Source organism: Tabrizicola soli (genome assembly GCF_015999335.1).
Taxonomy (GTDB): domain Bacteria; phylum Pseudomonadota; class Alphaproteobacteria; order Rhodobacterales; family Rhodobacteraceae; genus Tabrizicola; species Tabrizicola soli.
Genome location: NZ_JAEACP010000007.1, coordinates 111,591 through 128,654 on the forward strand (window position 1 = coordinate 111,591; position 17,064 = coordinate 128,654).

General features: G+C 68.7%; 16 protein-coding genes. 5 read left to right on the forward strand and 11 right to left on the reverse strand.

Annotated elements, in window-relative coordinates; all coding sequences use genetic code 11:
- Window positions 1–70: 70 nt before the first annotated feature.
- From I7S92_RS07960 to pyrH, 11 genes are all read right to left on the reverse strand, one after another.
- On the reverse strand, window positions 71–874 hold the full coding sequence (locus I7S92_RS07960) for an LpxI family protein (RefSeq protein ID WP_197642961.1): 804 nt from the start codon (window positions 872–874) through the stop codon (window positions 71–73).
- Complete coding sequence (gene lpxA, locus I7S92_RS07965; RefSeq protein ID WP_197642962.1) at window positions 871–1,677, reverse strand: acyl-ACP--UDP-N-acetylglucosamine O-acyltransferase; 807 nt, start codon at window positions 1,675–1,677, stop codon at window positions 871–873. Before lpxA ends, I7S92_RS07960 begins: the two co-directional genes overlap by 4 nt.
- 3 nt (window positions 1,678–1,680) lie before the next feature.
- Window positions 1,681–2,142 (reverse strand): 3-hydroxyacyl-ACP dehydratase FabZ, encoded by a 462-nt coding sequence (gene fabZ, locus I7S92_RS07970; protein ID WP_197642963.1) that lies wholly within the window; start codon window positions 2,140–2,142, stop codon window positions 1,681–1,683.
- 68 nt (window positions 2,143–2,210) lie between these two features.
- Window positions 2,211–2,774, reverse strand: coding sequence for an OmpH/Skp family outer membrane protein (locus I7S92_RS07975; RefSeq protein WP_197642964.1), 564 nt, complete (start codon window positions 2,772–2,774; stop codon window positions 2,211–2,213).
- A 2-nt stretch (window positions 2,775–2,776) separates the two neighbouring features.
- A complete protein-coding gene (gene bamA / locus I7S92_RS07980) occupies window positions 2,777–5,125 on the reverse strand; it encodes an outer membrane protein assembly factor BamA (RefSeq protein WP_197642965.1) in 2,349 nt (782 codons plus the stop codon).
- A 135-nt stretch (window positions 5,126–5,260) separates the two neighbouring features.
- Window positions 5,261–6,598 carry an RIP metalloprotease RseP gene (gene rseP / locus I7S92_RS07985; protein ID WP_197642966.1) on the reverse strand — a complete coding sequence of 446 codons (1,338 nt, stop codon included), beginning with the start codon at window positions 6,596–6,598 and terminating at the stop codon, window positions 5,261–5,263.
- Between the two features lie 3 nt (window positions 6,599–6,601).
- Entirely contained in the window at window positions 6,602–7,786 is a 1,185-nt protein-coding gene (dxr, locus tag I7S92_RS07990) for a 1-deoxy-D-xylulose-5-phosphate reductoisomerase (RefSeq protein ID WP_197642967.1), read from the reverse strand.
- The gene (locus I7S92_RS07995; RefSeq protein WP_242070122.1) at window positions 7,786–8,625 is read right to left on the reverse strand and encodes a phosphatidate cytidylyltransferase; all 840 of its coding nucleotides are present in this window, start codon (window positions 8,623–8,625) and stop codon (window positions 7,786–7,788) included. The genes dxr and I7S92_RS07995 overlap by 1 nt, the downstream gene beginning before the upstream one ends.
- Window positions 8,622–9,296, reverse strand: coding sequence for a polyprenyl diphosphate synthase (gene uppS, locus I7S92_RS08000; RefSeq protein ID WP_197643052.1), 675 nt, complete (start codon window positions 9,294–9,296; stop codon window positions 8,622–8,624). Before uppS ends, I7S92_RS07995 begins: the two co-directional genes overlap by 4 nt.
- A 75-nt stretch (window positions 9,297–9,371) precedes the next feature.
- Entirely contained in the window at window positions 9,372–9,938 is a 567-nt protein-coding gene (gene frr / locus I7S92_RS08005; protein WP_197642968.1) for a ribosome recycling factor, read from the reverse strand.
- A 208-nt stretch (window positions 9,939–10,146) separates the two neighbouring features.
- Window positions 10,147–10,869, reverse strand: coding sequence for a UMP kinase (gene pyrH / locus I7S92_RS08010; RefSeq protein WP_197642969.1), 723 nt, complete (start codon window positions 10,867–10,869; stop codon window positions 10,147–10,149).
- Window positions 10,870–10,950: 81 nt separating this feature from the next.
- Between pyrH and miaA the strand changes: the two genes are divergently transcribed.
- From miaA to I7S92_RS08035, 5 genes are all read left to right on the forward strand, one after another.
- Window positions 10,951–11,817, forward strand: coding sequence for a tRNA (adenosine(37)-N6)-dimethylallyltransferase MiaA (miaA, locus tag I7S92_RS08015; protein ID WP_242070123.1), 867 nt, complete (start codon window positions 10,951–10,953; stop codon window positions 11,815–11,817).
- Between the two features lie 169 nt (window positions 11,818–11,986).
- Complete coding sequence (locus I7S92_RS08020) at window positions 11,987–12,787, forward strand: AraC family transcriptional regulator (protein ID WP_197642971.1); 801 nt, start codon at window positions 11,987–11,989, stop codon at window positions 12,785–12,787.
- 236 nt (window positions 12,788–13,023) lie between these two features.
- Window positions 13,024–14,658 carry an ABC transporter substrate-binding protein gene (locus I7S92_RS08025; protein WP_197642972.1) on the forward strand — a complete coding sequence of 545 codons (1,635 nt, stop codon included), beginning with the start codon at window positions 13,024–13,026 and terminating at the stop codon, window positions 14,656–14,658.
- Window positions 14,659–14,771: 113 nt separating this feature from the next.
- Window positions 14,772–15,851: an ABC transporter permease gene (locus tag I7S92_RS08030; RefSeq protein ID WP_197642973.1), complete on the forward strand. Its 1,080-nt coding sequence runs from the start codon at window positions 14,772–14,774 to the stop codon at window positions 15,849–15,851.
- A gap of 9 nt (window positions 15,852–15,860) precedes the next feature.
- The gene (locus tag I7S92_RS08035; protein ID WP_197642974.1) at window positions 15,861–17,024 is read left to right on the forward strand and encodes an ABC transporter permease; all 1,164 of its coding nucleotides are present in this window, start codon (window positions 15,861–15,863) and stop codon (window positions 17,022–17,024) included.
- The last annotated feature ends 40 nt before the right edge of the window (window positions 17,025–17,064 follow it).

Genomic DNA, 17,064 nt, shown 5'->3' on the forward strand with positions numbered 1-17,064 from the left:
TCTGCGACCGCTCTTCGCAACGGCCCCCCCGGCGAGGAGCGCCGCGAAGCAAGCGAGGAGCGTTCCCCGCTCATCCCCGCGCCCAGAGGAACAGGCCCAGTCCGCCCGCCAGCCGCACCATCTCGGGCAGGTCGAGGCAGATCACCGACCCCGCCTCGAAGGCCACGCCGCCCAGGCCCGCCGCCGCGACCCCGCGCAGGGTCTCGGGGCCGATGGTCGGCAGGTCGATCCGCCGGTCCTGCCCCGGCTTCGCGGCCTTGTAGAACAGGCCCCGCCCGCGCGCCGGATCGGGGCGCAGCGCGCCGATCCCCGCCACCTCGGCCAGCATCGCATCCGTCCCCGGCAGCGCCTCCACCGCCAGGCAGAGGCCCTGCGCCACGACCGCGCCCTGCCCCACATCGACTGCGCCAAGCGCCGCGACGATCGCCGCCGCCCGCGCCGCATCGGCCTCGTCGTGCGGGCTCACCGATCCCGCCAGCACCCCTGCCCCCGGCAAGAGCGCGGGCGCGATCGCTTCCACGCCCACGACCGAAAAGCCGGATTCCTCGAACAGCTCGATCACCACCCGCAGCGTCGCATCGTCGCCCGCCGCCATCGCCGCCATCAGCCGCGGCAGAAGCGAGGCCGTCGCCTCGTCCAGCAGCGCCGGGTCCAGCCGGGGCCGCGTCACCGCGCCGGCAAAGATCACCTGCCCGACCCCGTCGCGCTCCAGCGCGCGCAGGAAGGGCACCAGCCGCTCGACCCGGAAGCGCAGGTCCACGGTCAGACCCTCGGGGGCCGAGCCGTCCATCGCCGCCACCAGCGGCGGCTCGGCCATCCCGGCCGCCAGCGCGGCGGGCAGCCGCCCCTCGCCGGCGATGATCGCGGTCCTCATCTGCCGCCTTTCGGGGTCAGGAAGCTGCGGTCCGATTTCGCCAGGATGAATTCGGCAATCTCGCGCACCAGGGGCAGGTCGCTCTCCTCGGCCAGCTTGCGGGCACGGTCCTGGAAGCTGCCGTCGTCCTGCGCCAGGGTCTGATAGGCGGCGCGCAGCGCGGCGATCTCGGCCCGGTCCACGCCACGGCGCTTGAGCCCGACCAGGTTCAGCCCGTCCAGCTCGCCGCGCGGGGCCTGCACCAGGCCGTAGGGGATCACGTCGTTCGTCACCATGGTCAGCGCGCCAATGATCGCACCCTGGCCGATGCGGACCCATTGGTGCACCCCCGACAGGCCGCCGACGATCACGTCATCGCCCAGCACGCAATGGCCGGCGATGGCGACATGGTTCACCAGGATCACCCGGTCGCCGATCTGCGCATCATGGCCGACATGCGCCCCGGTCATGATCAGGCAGTCATCGCCCACCCTTGTCACCCCGCCGCCGCCCTCGGTCCCGGTGTTCAGCGTCGCGCCCTCGCGGATGCGGGTGCGCGCCCCGACGACCAGCCGGGTGCGCTCGCCCTTGAACTTCAGGTCCTGCGGCACTTCGCCGACACAGGCGAAGGGCCAGACCGTGCAATCGTCGCCAAGCTCGGTCCAGCCGGTGATCACGGCATGCGACTTCACCATCACCCGGTCGCCCAGCACCACCTCGGGGCCGATCACCGCGAAAGGGCCGATGTGGCAATCCGCGCCGACGGTCGCGCCATCCTCGACGAAGGCCGAGGGGTGGATGACGGCGGTGCCGTGAACCGCCACGGCTCAGGCCTTCGCCACGTCGAACATGGCCATGAAGGTGGCCTCGCAGGCCAGCTCGCCCTCGACCATCGCGCGGCCCTCGAACTTCCAGACCCGCCCGCCGCCGCGCACCGCCTTCACATGCAGCTCCAGCACGTCGCCGGGAACGACCTTGCGGCGGAACTTCACCCCGTCCACGCCCATGAAGAAGACCTTGGCGTTCTTGTCGACGAGGTCCATCGACAGCCCGACCAGCACGCCGCTCGTCTGCGCCATCGCCTCGATGATCATCACGCCGGGGAAGATCGGCATCCCCGGGAAATGGCCCTGGAACTGCGGTTCGTTCAGGGTGATGCACTTGATGCCGACGCAGGACTCGTTGACCACGATGTCCCGGACCTTGTCGATCAGGAGGAACGGATAGCGGTGCGGGATGATCCGCTGGATCAGGTCCAGATCGGCGGTCGTGGCACTGCTGGCATCCATGGTCTCACCCCTTCGCTTGGCCCTTGCGCCCGTAGCTAGCAAGTCGCGGCACGGGTGACAAGTTGCCGCTATGGCGCCGGCGGCGCGACGGTCAGGACCGCATCCACCCTGGCGATCGCCTCGTCCGTCACGTCGATCATCGAGAGCGACAGGATGATCCCGGTCTTGTCCAGGATCGCCACCGCCTTGCGCTCTCCAAGAAGCTCGCCCAGGACCGGGATCGCGGCCTTGAGAAAGGCCTGCCGGTCGGTGTCGCGGGCCTTGGTCAGCTCTTCGGCCTTGCTGTCCTGCGCGTCGCGGATCTGTTCGACCTTGCGGTCGAAGGCCTCGGCCTGGGCGGTGAACTCGGCCTGCGGCAGGGTGCGGCGCAGCTCGGTCAGCGCCTGCTCCTCGGCGATCAATTCGGCCTCGATTCGCTTGTTCTCCTCGTCCAGCGCCCGCAGCGCCTGGCGCTCGCGCTCCAGCGAGGCGCGGCCGAAGGCGGATTCGGTGAAGAACCGCTCCTGGTCCAGGGTGAGGACCGGCATCGCCTGCGGCGCGGGCGGCTGATCCTGCGCGACAGCGGCGGCGCCGAGGGCCAGCGCCACGAGCGCCCAAGCGGCCGCGCGCCGGAAGGGCCGCAGCGCCGCCATGGTCAGAACCGCGTCGAGATGGTCAGGTCGAAGCTCTGTTCCTTGTCGTAGTCTTCCTTCTTCAGCGCATGGCTGAAGTTGAAGCGCAGGGGGCCGATCGGCGTGCTCCAGAAGATCGACAGGCCGACCGTGGCGCGCGGGATGAAGCTGTCGTCCACCTCGACGCCGCCCGCCCCGGTCGTGTTGTCCAGGCTCCAGACCGAGCCGACGTCCAGGAACGCCCCGCCGGTGATCCCGTATTCCTCGGGCAGGCCCAGCGGGAAGTCGGCCTCGAAGCGGGCGACCGCGAACAGGTTGCCGCCAAGCGCATCCTCGTTCACCGCGTTCAGGTCGCGCGGGCCGATGCCGTTCGGCTCGAAGCCGCGGATCTTGCCGTTGCCGAAATAGCGTTCGGTCACCCGGCTGGTGGTGTCGCCCAGCGAATGGATCGCCCCGCCCTCGAAGATCGCGCGGACGGTGACTTCCTCGTTCATGATCTTGGTCTCGGCCAGGGCCAGCGCCGTGGTCTCGATATATTCGGTATCGCCCCCCAGCCCGGCGAAATCCTGGCCAAAGCGCAGAAGCACGCCGCCCTTCGGGTTCAGCCCGGTGATGCGGTTGTCGTATTCATAGGCATAGCCCAGCGAGAAGGTCTTCAGCGCCGGGATGATCGCCTCGTCCTGGATGATCGGAGAGCTGTCGGCGTCGACATTGTCCAGCTTGTCCTCCGAGACGCGCAGCCGCAGGTCCAGCTTCGACTGCTCGCCCACCGGAAAGCCGATGCCGGTGGTCAGCCCGATGTTGCGGGTGTCATACTTGGCATTGTCGTATTCGCTGATCCGGTAATACCCCCCGACCGAGAAGCTCAGGTCGCGGCCCAGCAGCGCCGGCTCGGTGAAGCTGAAGCTGGAGTTCTGGTTGCTGACCCCCGAGGCCAGCGACAGCGACAGCGCCTGCCCCCGGCCCAGGAAGTTCTTCTCCGAGAAACCGATGTTGAACCCGGTGCCGCTGGCCACCGAATAGCTCAGGCCGAAGGTGAGAGAGCCGGTCGGCTGTTCCTCGACATCGACGTTCACCACCACCTGGTCGGGCGAGGACCCCGGCTGGGCGTCGACCTTGGCGTCCGAGAAGAAGCCGAGCGCCCGGATCCGTTCCGCCGACTGGCGGATCTCGCGCGGGTTCAGCGGATCGCCCTCGACGGTGCGGAACTGGCGGCGGATCACCTGGTCCAGGGTGGTCGCGTTGCCCTCGATGTCGATGCGCTCGACGAAGACGCGCTCGCCGCGGACCACGGCGAACTCGATGTCCACCGCCTGGTTGCGGTCGTCGCGGGTGACGCGCGGCTCGACCCGGACGAAGTTCAGGCCCTGCTTCAGCGCCAGCGTCTCCATCCGGGTGATGTTGTTGTCGATCAGAAGCGGCGAATAGGTCTGGCCGGTGCGGATCCGGGCCGCTTCCTCATAGGCGGCGGCATCCACCCCCTCGACCTCCGAGACGACGGTGACCTTGCCGATCTTGTAGGGCAGGCCCTCGCGGATGGTATAGGTGACGAAGGTGGCGTCCCGCTCGCGGCTCAGCTCGGCGCTGGCATCGGTGACCTGGACGTCGATATAGCCGCGCGACTGGTAGAAGTCGGTCAGCATCTTCTTGTCCAGCTCCAGCCGCTCGGCCACGAAGGTGTCGCGGCGGATCAGGTTGCGCAGGAAGCCGGCCTGCTTGGTCTCGAGCACCTGGCGCAGGCGGCGGTCGCTGAAGGCGCGGTTGCCGACGAAGGAGATCCGCTCGTTCTCGACCACCTTGCCCTCGGCGATCTCGAACACCAGGTCCACCCGGTTTTCCGACCGGCGGATGATCTTCGGCGTGACCGAGGCCGCCAGGCGGCCCTGGACGCGATAGGCCTCGGCGATGGCGGCGGCGTCGGATTCCGCCATGGTCGGCGAATAGACCCGGCGCGACCGGCTTTGCACCAGCTCGGCCAGCTGCTCGTCCTTGATCCGCTTGTTGCCCTCGAAGTTGATGACGTTGACGATCGGGTATTCCGTGACCCGGATCACCAGGGTCGAGCCCTGCGGCACCAGCTCGACCTTCTCGAACAGGCCCGAGTTGGCGATGCGCTGGTAGGCGTCGTTCAGCGCCGCGGCCGAGACCTCCTGCCCGCGGCTGATTCCGGCATAGTTCAGGATCGTGGCGGCATCGACGCGCTCGTTGCCCTCGATGGTCACGTTCGAAAACGAAAAGACCTGCGCAAAGGCCGGGCTGAGGAACGGCTGCGAAGCCGTTGCCCCGCCGATAAAAAGCGCAGTCGCCAGCAGACGCGCCCGTGCCTTGGCCCTGGACGACCGTTCCGTGGCCGCGCGATGGGTCTTATGCATGTCGGGTCCTCGCCGTAAATCTGCTTTGCGAATTGACTAGCGGGAAAGGCAAGCCTTGTCAAAAGCCTGCGCTTGCTCCGGGCCACTTTCCCAGATGTTGTGGTGAGGATGCCCAGGGCGCCGGCCCCGCCCGCCTCAGACGCAGAGCAGATCGCGCGACAGCGCAAACAGCATGATGCCGATGACGATGGTCATCCCCGCCATCATCAGCGCCTTCAGCGCCCGGTCCGGCGGCGGGCGGCGCATCACCGCCTCATAGGCGTAGAACACCAGATGCCCGCCATCCAGCACCGGGATCGGGAACAGGTTCAGGATCCCCACCCCCAGCGACATGACCGCCAGCATCAGGATGAAGCTCTCGCCCCCGATCCGCGCCGCATCGCCCATGCTTTCTGCCATGCCGATGGGCCCCGAAAGGTTGCAGCTGGTGATCTGCCCCGAGACGATGTTCCACAGCCCCGAGAAGGTCGAGCCGACCATCCCCACCACCTGGTTGCCCGCCAGCGTCACCGCCTCCCAGGGGCCGACGCTGCGGGTGGCGAATTCGAAGGCGAGGCCGGCGAAGATGCCGATCTGGTAGCGGTCGACCAGCTGCCCGCCCTCGTCCTCGGTGGTGCGCAGGCGCGGGGTCAGCGTCAGGTCGAAGGTCTCGCCCTTGCGCCAGACCTGCATCGGCAGCGCGCGGCCCTCGCTTTGCTGCACGATCTCGCGCAGCTGCAGGAAGGTGGTGATCTCATGCCCGTCCAGCGACAGGATCACGTCGCCCTCCTCGAGCCCCGCGTCGATGGCCGCCGAGCGGATCACGACCGAGCCGACGATGGGCGCGTGCAGATGCGGTCCCTCGACCTCCAGCGTCTGGTCTCCCCTCCGGACGGTGTAATGCATCACCCGCTCGACCGGCAGGTTCTCCATCGCGGCGCCGAAGGCGGCGGCGTCGGGGGTCGGCCGGCCCTCGATGGCGGTGATCACGTCGCCCGGTTGCAGCGAGGGGCCCTGGAACGGGAAGGCGCGGACCTCGCCCACGGTCGGCTCCTCGCGCGGGACGCCGAAGGCCACGGCCATCGAGATCAGAAGCGCGAAGGTCAGGATGAAATTGGCGACCGGCCCCGCCGCCACGGTCGCTGTCCGCGCCCAGAGCGGCGCGCCCGCCATCGTGTGCCGTTTCTCGCCGGCCGTAAGGCCCGAGACATCGCCCTGCCGGACCGAGCTTGCGTCGGCATCGCCCAGGAACTTGACATAGCCGCCGAAGGGAATGGCCGCGATCTGCCATTGCGTGCCGCGCCGGTCGCGCCGCGCCCAGACCACCGGGCCGAAGCCCAGCGAAAAGACCTCGGCATGGATGCCCGACCAGCGGCCGACGATGTAATGGCCGTATTCGTGCACGAAGACGATGACCGACAGCGCCAGGATGAAGAAGAAGGTCGTCCAGGCCGTGCCGCCGACCGCCGCGCCGAGGGTTGCGAAGAAATCCATGCCTCAGCGGCCTCCTGCGATCCGGGCGGCGATCTCGCCGGCCCTCTGCCTTGCGAGATGGTCCATCCCCAGCACATCCTCAAGGCCCTGCGGCAGATTTGCCGGGCCCATCTCGGGCTCCAGCACCTCCAGCGCGGCCTCGACCACGGCCGCCATGTCCATGAAACCGATGGCGCCGGCCAGGAACTGGTCCAGCGCCGCCTCCTTGGCCGCGTTGAACGCCGCCCCCGCCAGCCCGCGCCGCGCCATCACCTCGCGCGCAAGGCGCAGCGCCGGATAGCGCGCCTCGTCCGGGGCGCGGAAGGTCAGGCTCGCCACCTGCGCCAGGTCCAGCCGCGCCACCGGCAGCGCCTCGCGCCGGGGCCAGTTCAGCGCATAGCCGATCGAGTGCCGCATGTCCGGCGCCCCCATATGCGCCATGATCGCCCCGTCGCGGAAGCCGACCAGCGAGTGGACCAGGCTTTCGGGATGGAGGATGACCTCGACCTGCCCCGGCTCGACCCCGAAGAACTCGCGCGTCTCGATGACTTCCAGCGCCTTGTTGAACATCGAGGCGCTGTCGATGGTGATCCGCTGCCCCATCGCCCAGTTCGGATGCGCCAGCGCCTCGTCGACCGTGGCCCCCGCCAGCCGCTCCAGCGGCCAGTCGCGCAAGGCGCCCCCGCTCGCGGTCAGGATGATCCGCTCGACCGCCGCGATCTCCTCGCCCGCCAGCGCCTGGAAGATCGCCGAATGCTCGCTGTCCACCGGCAGGATCCGCGCGCCATGCGCCGCCGCCTCGGCCATCAGCAAGGGCCCCGCCGTGACCAGCGATTCCTTGTTCGCCAGCGCCAGCACCCCGCCGTGCCGCAGCGCCCGCAGCCCCGGCACCAGCCCCGCCGCGCCGACGATCGCGCTCATCACCCAGTCGGCCGGGCGGTCCGCCGCCTCGGCGATCGCCGCCGCCCCGGCCGCCGCCGCCACGCCCGAACCCGCCAGCCGCTCGCGCAGCTCCGCCAGCCCGCCCTCATCCGCGCAGACCGCCACCTCGGCCCGGAACTCGCGCGCCGCCTCGGCCAGGGCGGCCAGGTTCCGCCCCCCGGTCAGCGCCACCACCCGGAACGCCCCCGCCCCGCCGGCGCGGCGCAGAAGGTCCAGCGTCTGCGCCCCGATCGAGCCGGTGACCCCGAAGACCGACACGCTGCGCATCAGCCGGCCACCGTCCCCGGCAGGGGCAGGTTGAAGAACAGTCCCAGCACCATCACCGCCACGATGGCCAGGATCAGCGCATCGAAACGGTCCAGCACCCCGCCATGGCCCGGAATCAGGCTGGAGGCATCCTTCACCCCGCAGCGCCGCTTGATCCAGCTTTCCCAGATGTCGCCCATCTGCCCGGCCAGGGCGACCAGCGCCGACAGCAGCACCAGCCCCGGCCCGCCATGTCCCAGCGCCCAGAAGCCAAGGCCCACGCCCGCCGCCCCGATCCAGCCGGCCAGGGTGCCGCTCCAGGTCTTCTTCGGGCTGATCCTCGGCCAGAACTTCGGCCCGCCGACGATCCGGCCGACGAAATAGCCCAGCACGTCCGAGGCCATGACGATCAGCACCAGCCACAGGATCGCCGGCGTCCCCGCCGTCGCCCGCAGATCGACCAGCCCGTAGCCCGCCACCATGATCGCGACCGAATAAAGGCTGGACAGCCGCCGGTCGCGCCGGTCGGTCAGCGCGATGGCCAGCGCCGGCACCAGCAGCAGCACCGTGGCGAAGGGATCGTCCAGCCAAAGCTCCGCCGCCAGGCACAGGCCCGCCAGCCCGCCCAGGGCCAGCGGCGTCAGCCGATGCTCGGGCGCGGTCATCGTCGCCAGCTCCCAGACCATCGCCCCGATCAGAAGCACCACCAGCGCCGCGAAGGACGGCCCGCCCAGCCAGATCTCGGCCCCGCCGACCGCGACCAGCACCACGGCCGACAGCACCCGCTTGCGCAGGTCCTCCCAGCGCCCGACCGGGCGGCCGGGGGGGATCGAGCCCGACGAAGGGTCCATGCCGGTCATTTCAGCACGCCTCCGAACCGGCGCTCGCGGTTGCCGAAGCGCGCGATGATGCCGGCCAGTTCCTCGGGCGTGAAATCGGGCCAGAGCGTGCCGGTGAATTCGTATTCGGAATAGGCCGCCTGCCAGGGCAGGAAGTTCGAGGTCCGCGTCTCGCCGCTGGTGCGCAGCACCAGGTCGGGGTCCGGCAGGCCCGCCGTGTCCAGCCGCCCGGCAAGGGCGCCCTCGGTCAGGTGGCGCGGGTCCAGCAGGCCCGCGGCCACATCCTCGGCGAGCTTGCGGGCGGCGCGCAGGATCTCGTCCCTTCCGCCGTAGTTCACCGCCACCGTCAGGTTCAGCCGCTCGCAGCCGGCGGTCCGCGCCTCGATCCCGGCCATCAGCCGCTGCAACCTTGGATCCAGCCGCCCCCGGTCGCCGATGAAGCGCATCCGCACCCCGGCCTTGGCCAGCCGGTCGGCCTCGCGCTCGATATAGCGGGCGAAGATCGCCATCAGGCCCAGCACTTCCTCGGTCGAGCGTTTCCAGTTCTCGGTCGAGAAGGCGTAGAGCGTCAGCCACTTCACCCCGAGGTCGGGGGCGGCCTTGACGATCTCGCTCACCCGCGCGGCCCCACGCCGGTGGCCGACCAGCCGCGGCAGGCCGCGATTGGTGGCCCAGCGGCCGTTGCCGTCCATGATGATCGCCAGATGATTGACCGGCCGCAGGGCGGCGTCGCTTGCCAGATCCTTCGACACCCGCCCGACCCCGCCTCAGACCTGCATGATCTCGGCCTGCTTGGCCTCCAGCGCCTTGTCCACGGCGGCGATGGCCTTGTCGGTCATCTCCTGCACTTCCTCGGACCAGATCTTCTGGTCGTCCTCGCCCATGCCGGCGGCCTTGGCCTTCTTGATCTGGTCCATCCCGTCGCGGCGCACGTTGCGGATCGCGACCTTGGCGCTTTCGGCATAGCCCGCCGCGACCTTGGACAATTGCTTGCGGCGCTCCTCGTTCAGCTCGGGGATCGGCAGGCGGATCAGCGGGCCGTCGGTCACCGGGTTGATGCCGATGCCGCTCTCGCGGATCGCGCGCTCGACCTTGCCGATCATCGCCTTGTCCCAGACGTTGATCACCACCATCCGGGGTTCCGGCACGTTCACCGTGCCCAGCTGGTTGATCGGGGTCATCTGGCCATAGGCGTCCACCTGGATCGGATCGACGATCGAGGCCGAGGCGCGCCCGGTGCGCAGGCTGGCGAATTCGTGCCGCAGCGCGGTCATCGCGCCATCCATCCGGCGCTGCAGGTCGTCGGTGTCGATCTCGATCTCTTCATGTGCCATGGGACATGTTCCTTACCTTCACTGCCGGGATCGGCCCGGCGGTTTTCCGGCTCTATAGCAGAGCCACGGGCCTCGGGTATAGGCCAAAGCGCCGGTTCGGCGCGGCCCGGATCGCGATCCGGTTAACGCGGGTCGCGGCGCGCAGGTGCCAGACGGATGCCAGACGGATGCCAGACGGAAGGCAGCCGTCCGGCGCTTTCCGGCCGGATCAGCCCTGCACCCGGGTATAGGTCCCCTGCCCCGAAAGGATTCCCCGGAAGCCGCCCGGCTCGTCCAGGCTGAAGACGATGATCGGCAGGTCGTTGTCGCGGGCCAGCGCGATGGCGGTGGCATCCATCACGCCCAGGTGCTTCTCCAGCACCTCGTCATAGGTGACATGCTCGTAACGCTTTGCATCGGCGTGCTTTTTCGGGTCCTTGTCATAGACCCCGTCCACCTTGGTGCCCTTGAAGATCGCCTGGCAGGCCATCTCGCTGGCGCGCAGCGTGGCCGCGGTGTCGGTGGTGAAATAGGGGTTGCCGGTGCCCGCGGCGAAGATGCAGACCCGCTTCTTCTCCAGGTGCCGGACCGCGCGGCGGCGGATATAGGGCTCGCAGACCTGGTCCATCGGGATCGCGCTGATCACCCTGGTAAACACACCGATCGCCTCCAGCGCCGACTGCATCGCCAGCGCGTTCATCACCGTGGCCAGCATCCCCATGTAGTCGGCCGTCGTGCGCTCCATCCCCTGGGCGCTGCCCTGCAGGCCCCGGAAGATGTTGCCGCCGCCGATCACCATGCAGATCTCGACCCCCATGTCGCGGACCGACTTCACCTCCTCGGCGATCCGGGCCACGGTCGGCGGATGCAGGCCATAGCCCTGGTCTCCCATCAGCGCCTCGCCCGAGATCTTGAGCATCACACGGCTGTATTTGGTGGCCTGTTCGGACATGGCACCCTCTGCATATCGTTTTGTGTTTGGACTGCGCCGCAAAATGTCGCAAAACCGCGGCGGGTTCAACGGGGGATCGGCTTGCGGATCGACGACATCTCGCGCGAGGCGCCGGTCCTGATCGCCGGCCCCACCGCCAGCGGCAAATCCGCCCTGGCGATGGAGCTTGCCGCGCGCGACGGGCGGCTGATCGTCAATGCCGATGCGCTGCAAGTCTATGAAAACTGGCGGATTCTCACCGCCCGCCCCTCTCTGGCCGATGAGGCGGCCCTGCCGCATGCGCTTTACGGCCATGTCGCCCGCGACGCGCCCTATTCCGTCGGCCACTGGCTGCGCGAGGTGGCGCCGCTTCTGGCCCGGCCCGTGGTGGTCGTGGGGGGAACCGGATTGAATTTCAACGCCTTGACCCGTGGCCTGGCCGAGATCCCCGAAGTCCCGCCCCCGGTCCGGGCCGAGGCCGACGCCCGGATGGAGGCCGAAGGCCGCGCCGCACTCCTGGCCGAACTCGACCCCGAGACGCGGGCCCGGATCGACCCCCTGAACGGCGTCCGCGTGCAGCGCGCCTGGGAGGTCTGGCGCGCCACCGGCCGGGGCCTTGCGGCCTGGCAGGCCGAGACGCCGGCCCCGCTCTTGCCGCTCGGGCAGGTGGAAGCCCTTGTTCTTGCACCGGAAGTTCCCTGGCTGAACGACCGCATCGACCGCCGCTTCGCCGCCATGCTGGCCGAAGGCGCGGTCGAGGAGGCGCGGGCGAACCTGGCCGGCTGGAACCCCCGCCTGCCCTCCTCGCGCGCGATCGGGGGGCCGGAGCTGGTGGCGCATCTGCGCGGCGACCGAACCCTGGACGAGGCGACCGGGGCCGCCCGGCTGGCCAGCCGGCAATATGCCAAGCGGCAGCGGACCTGGTTCAGATCGAACATGAGGGACTGGCGTCTGATTTCCCTGCCCTGACATGGCGTTGCGGCGCGACCTTTACGCGGATTTCCGCTTATCCACAGGGTTGTGCACAGAAAATCACGATTTCGGTGGACAAGTCCCCGGCCGGGCTGCGGATTTCCCTTGGGATCGCGGACCGGGGCTGCTTTACTTGCGCAAGCTCCACCATCCGGGTCCCAGCGCGATGAACATCCCGTCGCCCACCTCCTCTGTCCGCCTCGTCGCCATCCCCCGCCTCTCCGCCGGCGGCCGCTGGCGGGTCGAGGCGATGCGCTCGCTGTCCGAACCCTGCCTGCTGTGGTTCACCAAGGGCCAGGGCCGGATCACCATCGCGGGCGTCACGCGGGGCTATACCACGAACAACGCGATCTTCATTCCGGCCGGGGTGATGCACGGGTTCGAGGCCGGGCCGCAGGTCTTCGGCACGGCGGTCTTCTTCGGCCGCGACAGCGAGGTCGTCCTGCCACAGACCCCGCTGCACCTGCGCATCCGCGAGGTCCATGCCCAGCAGGAGGTCAATGTCCTGCTCGATTCGATCCTGCGCGAGCTGGAGAGCGACACCCCCGCGCACGACCGGGCGACGACGCATTACCTGGGCCTCCTGGGCGTCTGGCTGGAACGCCAGGCCCGCAAGGCCGACCCGGCCGAGGCGGCGCGGCCGACGGCGACACGGCGGCTGGTCACGCGCTATACCTCGCTGCTGGAGCGGAACTTCCGCACCGGCATGGGCGTGGCCGATTTCGCCGCCGCCCTCGGCGTCACCCCCACCCACCTGACGCGCTGCTGCAACGCCGCCTGCGGCCGCCCCGCGAGTGCGCTTCTGCAGGACCGCCGCATCTTCGAGGCGCGCAAGCTCCTGTCCGAGACGCGGCTGCCGGTCGGGCGCATCGCCGAACAGCTCGGCTTCAACTCGGCCGCCTATTTCACCCGCGCCTTCCAGCACCTGACCGGGAAGTCGCCTTCCGCCTTCCGTCGCGGCATCTGACTGCAATCCCTGCGTGAAAGGGCGGAATTCCGACCCTGCCGCATGTCGCGTTCGTTACGAGAAGCGACGAAAGCAGCCGTTGACGTGAGGGCCAAAAAGTTGCGCAATGCAGGCCGGGGACGCGCGGAGACGCGGCTGGCCTGACCTGGGGTTCGCGCCCCGGCGCCGGGGATTGCCGATGGTTCGGGCAACCGGAAACAAGAACGATAACGATACAGCCAGTCAGGGAGAGACATATGACCCATCAGACCGATTCCGCCCGGATCCACCCGGCCGCGCGGATGCATGCCGAGGAATTCGCGGCCGGCAAGCTTAGCCGGCGCGAGTTCCTGGCCCGCTCGACCGCGCTTGGCGTCTCGGCCGCAGCCGCCTACGGCCTGATCGGCCTGCCCGCCCCCGCTCAGGCGCAGGAGGCGAAGATCGGCGGCGTGATCCGCTGCGCGATGGAAGTGAAGGGCACCAAGGACCCGCGCACCGCCGACTGGCCGCAGATCTCGAACATCTACCGCGGCTGGCTGGAGTACCTGATCCAGTACAACGCCGACGGCACATTCGAGGGACGCCTGCTGGAAAGCTGGGAGGCAAACGCCGACGCGACCCAGTACACGCTGAAGGTGCGCCAGGGCGTCAAGTGGAACAACGGCGACGATTTCACCGCCGATGACGTGGTGCGCAACTTTGCCCGCTGGGCCGACGGCACCGTCGACGGCAACTCGACCGCGAGCCGCTTCCTGGCGCTGGCCGACGAGACGACCAAGCAGCTGCGCGAGGGCGCGGTGGTCAAGGTGGACGATGCCACGGTCCAGCTGAACCTCTCCTCCTCGGACGTGGCGATCGTGCCGAACCTCTCGGACTATCCCTGCGCGGTGATGCATTCCAGCTATGTCGACGGCTCGGATCCGGCGACCAACCCGATCGGCACCGGGCCCTATGTCCCGCAGGAGGTCTCGGTCGGCCAGAAGGCGATCCTGGTGCGCGCGCCGAACCATAGCTGGTGGGGCGGCACCGCGCCCCTGGACGAGATCCACTACATCGACTTCGGCACCGACCCCTCGACCATGGTAAACCTTGCCGCCGCGGGCGAGGTCGACTGCAATTACGAGACCACCGGCGACTTCATCGAGCAACTCGACGCCCTGGGCTGGAAGAAGCTCGAGGTCGTCACCGCGGCCACCCTCGTGGTGCGGATGAACTCGGCCAGTTCGGACCTCTACAAGGACAAGTCCGTGCGCCAGGCGATCCAGCTCGCGGTCGATCCGAAGGTCGTGCTGGAACTGGGCTACAACAACCTGGGCACCACGGCCGAGAACCACCATGCCTGCCCGATCCACCCGGAATACGCCGCCCTGCCGCCGCAGGTGATCGACCCGTCGAAGCTGATGCCCGCGGTGCAGGCCGCCGGCCTTGGCGATGCCGAGTTCGAGGTGATCTCGCTGGACGACGGCTTCGAGGCCGCAACCACCGCCGCCGTGGTGGCGCAGCTGAAGGATGCCGGCCTGAACGTGAAGCATACGGTCATGCCGGGCTCGACCTTCTGGAACGACTGGCAGAAGTATCCGTTCTCCTCGACGACCTGGAACCACCGGCCGCTGGCGGTGCAGAACATGAGCCTCGCCTATACCACCACCGGCTCGTGGAACGAGACCGGGATGTCGAACCCCGAGTTCGACGCGGCCATGGTGCAGGCCCTGGCCCTGGCCGACGCCGACGCCCGGCGCGAGGTCACGGCCAAGCTGGAGGCGATCCTGCAGGACGAGGGCTATATCATCCAGCCCTACTGGCGCTCGCTTTTCGCCCATGCCCGGGAAGGCGTGAACGTCGAGCGGCATCCGTCGAACGACCACCTGCACTACAAGTGGTCGCTTGCCTGATCCGGTGACCGGCCGGGCGTTCCACCGCCCGGCCCCTTCGCCGATATCTGCTTGCCCTAGCCGGTGCCGCCACGCGGCAGCGCACCTTGCCCGCATGGAGCAGAGGTAATCCGATGCCAGCCTTCATCGCACGTCGCCTGGGATTGATGGTCCTGACGGCCTTCGTGCTGACCTTCGTGGTCTTCTTCCTGACCAACCTGCCGCCCAATCTGGAAAAGCTTGCCCGCAGCGAGGGCTCGGTCCGCATGTCCGACGAGGCCGTCGCCTCCTGGATCGTGCAGAACGGCCATGGCGGATCGGTCTTCAGCCGCTACGGCCAGTGGCTGGGCGTGGTGCCGGGCTGGACCGCGACGGACGACAAGGGCGTGGCGCGCGGCCGCTGCTTCGCCGCAGGCAGCGACCCCGCCGCCGCCCCGCGCTTTTGCGGCGTGCTGCAGGGCGACTGGGGCCATTCGACCTTCTTCAAGAAACCCGTCCTGCCCGCGCTGGCCGGGATGCTGGGGGCGACCGGCTGGCTGATGCTCTGGGTGATGATCGTCATGGTGCCCTCCGCGCTGGTGATCGGCGTCGTCTCGGGGATGCGCGAGGGATCGCGGACCGACCGGGTGCTCTCGACCTTCTCGATCGCCTCGACCGCGACGCCGGAATATGTCTCGGGCGTGATCCTGGTTGCACTCCTGGCCTCGCCCGTGACCGGCCTGTCGCCGCTTCTGGCGGAATGGGGCTGGATCGAGGGCAAGACCCTGTTCCTCGGCGCCGCCTCGCCCGACAACATCAGCTTCTGGAGCTTCACCCTGCCGGTGATGACCATCGCGCTTTACGGCATCGGCTATATCGCGCGGATGACGCGGGCCTCGATGACCGAGGTGATGACCGCGCAATACATCCGCACCGCGCGGCTGAAGGGGGTGAGCTTCGCCCAGGTCGTGCTGCGCCACGCGCTGCGGAACGCGCTGATCGCACCCTTCACGGTGATCATGCTGCAGTTCCCCTGGCTTCTGAACGGGGTGGTCATCGTCGAGACCCTGTTCAACTACAAGGGCTTCGGCTGGACGCTGGTCCAGGCCGCGGGCAACAACGACATCAACCTGCTGCTCGGCTGTTCGGTCGTGGCGGTGTTCGTGGTGCTGGTCACCCAGCTCGTCTCGGACATCGGCTATGTCTTCCTGAACCCGCGCATCCGGCTTTCGTAGGGGACGGGCATGGACACGCTTTCCTATACCGCCATCCTGGGCCGGATCCTCGCGCAGTTCCTGCCGGTCTGGATCGCGCTGGCCGCGACCTTCGCCCTCTCCTTCGCCTTCCGGCGGCGGCTCGGGCTTTACGGCAAGCTCTTCGACAGCCCGGTGGGCATGATCGGCTTCGGCATCGTGATGTTCTGGGTCTTCACCGCGCTGTTCGCCGACCAGATCGTCACCTTTGACCCCTATGCCCAGTTCTCGGGGATGAAGAACAAGCCGCTCGGCACGGTGCTGAAAGGCGCGGCCGAGGGGCAGTACAGCCACTTCCTGCTTGGCGGCGACCACCTGGCCCGCGACGTCTTCAGCCGGATGGTGATGGGCGCGCGCTCGGTCCTGTCGATCGCGCCGCCGGCCACGCTGTTCGCCTTCATGGTCGGGATCACGCTGGGGGTGCCGGCGGGCTATTTCGGCGGCAGGCTCGACACCACGCTGTCGTTCATCGCGAACCTGGTGCTGGCCTTCCCGGTGATCCTGCTGTTCTACCTTCTGGTCACGCCCGAGATCCGGCTGACCGGCATCCCGGTCGCCATGGCCGCGGTCCTGTTCCTGTTCCCGATCCTCTTCCTGACCGTGCTTCTGAACGCGCGCTTCTTCACCGATCCGGCGAAGCGCAACCTCTATGTCGGCGTGGTGCTGCTGCTCGGGTTCTGGGCCTATTCCGGCCTTGCCTTCAACAGCGACCCGCTCGGGGTCTGGCGGATGGACCCGAACCTGCTGAACGTCTTCGTCTCGGTGGTCTTCGTGAACGCGCCCACCGTGTTCCGCATCGTGCGCGGCATCGTGATGGACCTCAAGGCGCGCGACTATGTGGCGGCGGGCCAGACCCGGGGCGAGGGCCCCTGGTACATCATGCTGTGGGAGATCCTGCCCAACGCGCGCGGGCCGCTGATCGTCGACTTCTGCCTCAGGATCGGCTATACCACGATCCTGCTCGGAACGCTCGGCTTCTTCGGCCTCGGTGTCGCGCCGGACAGCCCCGACTGGGGCTCCACCATCGACGACGGCCGCAAGACGCTCGCCCTCTTCCCGCATGCCGCCGTCGCCCCCGCGATTGCGCTGATGAGCCTGGTGCTCGGCCTGAACCTCCTCGCCGACGGCTTGCGCGAAGAAAGCCTCAGGGACTGATGGCCTTCTTCTGTTTCCAAATATCCCACGGGGGTCCGGG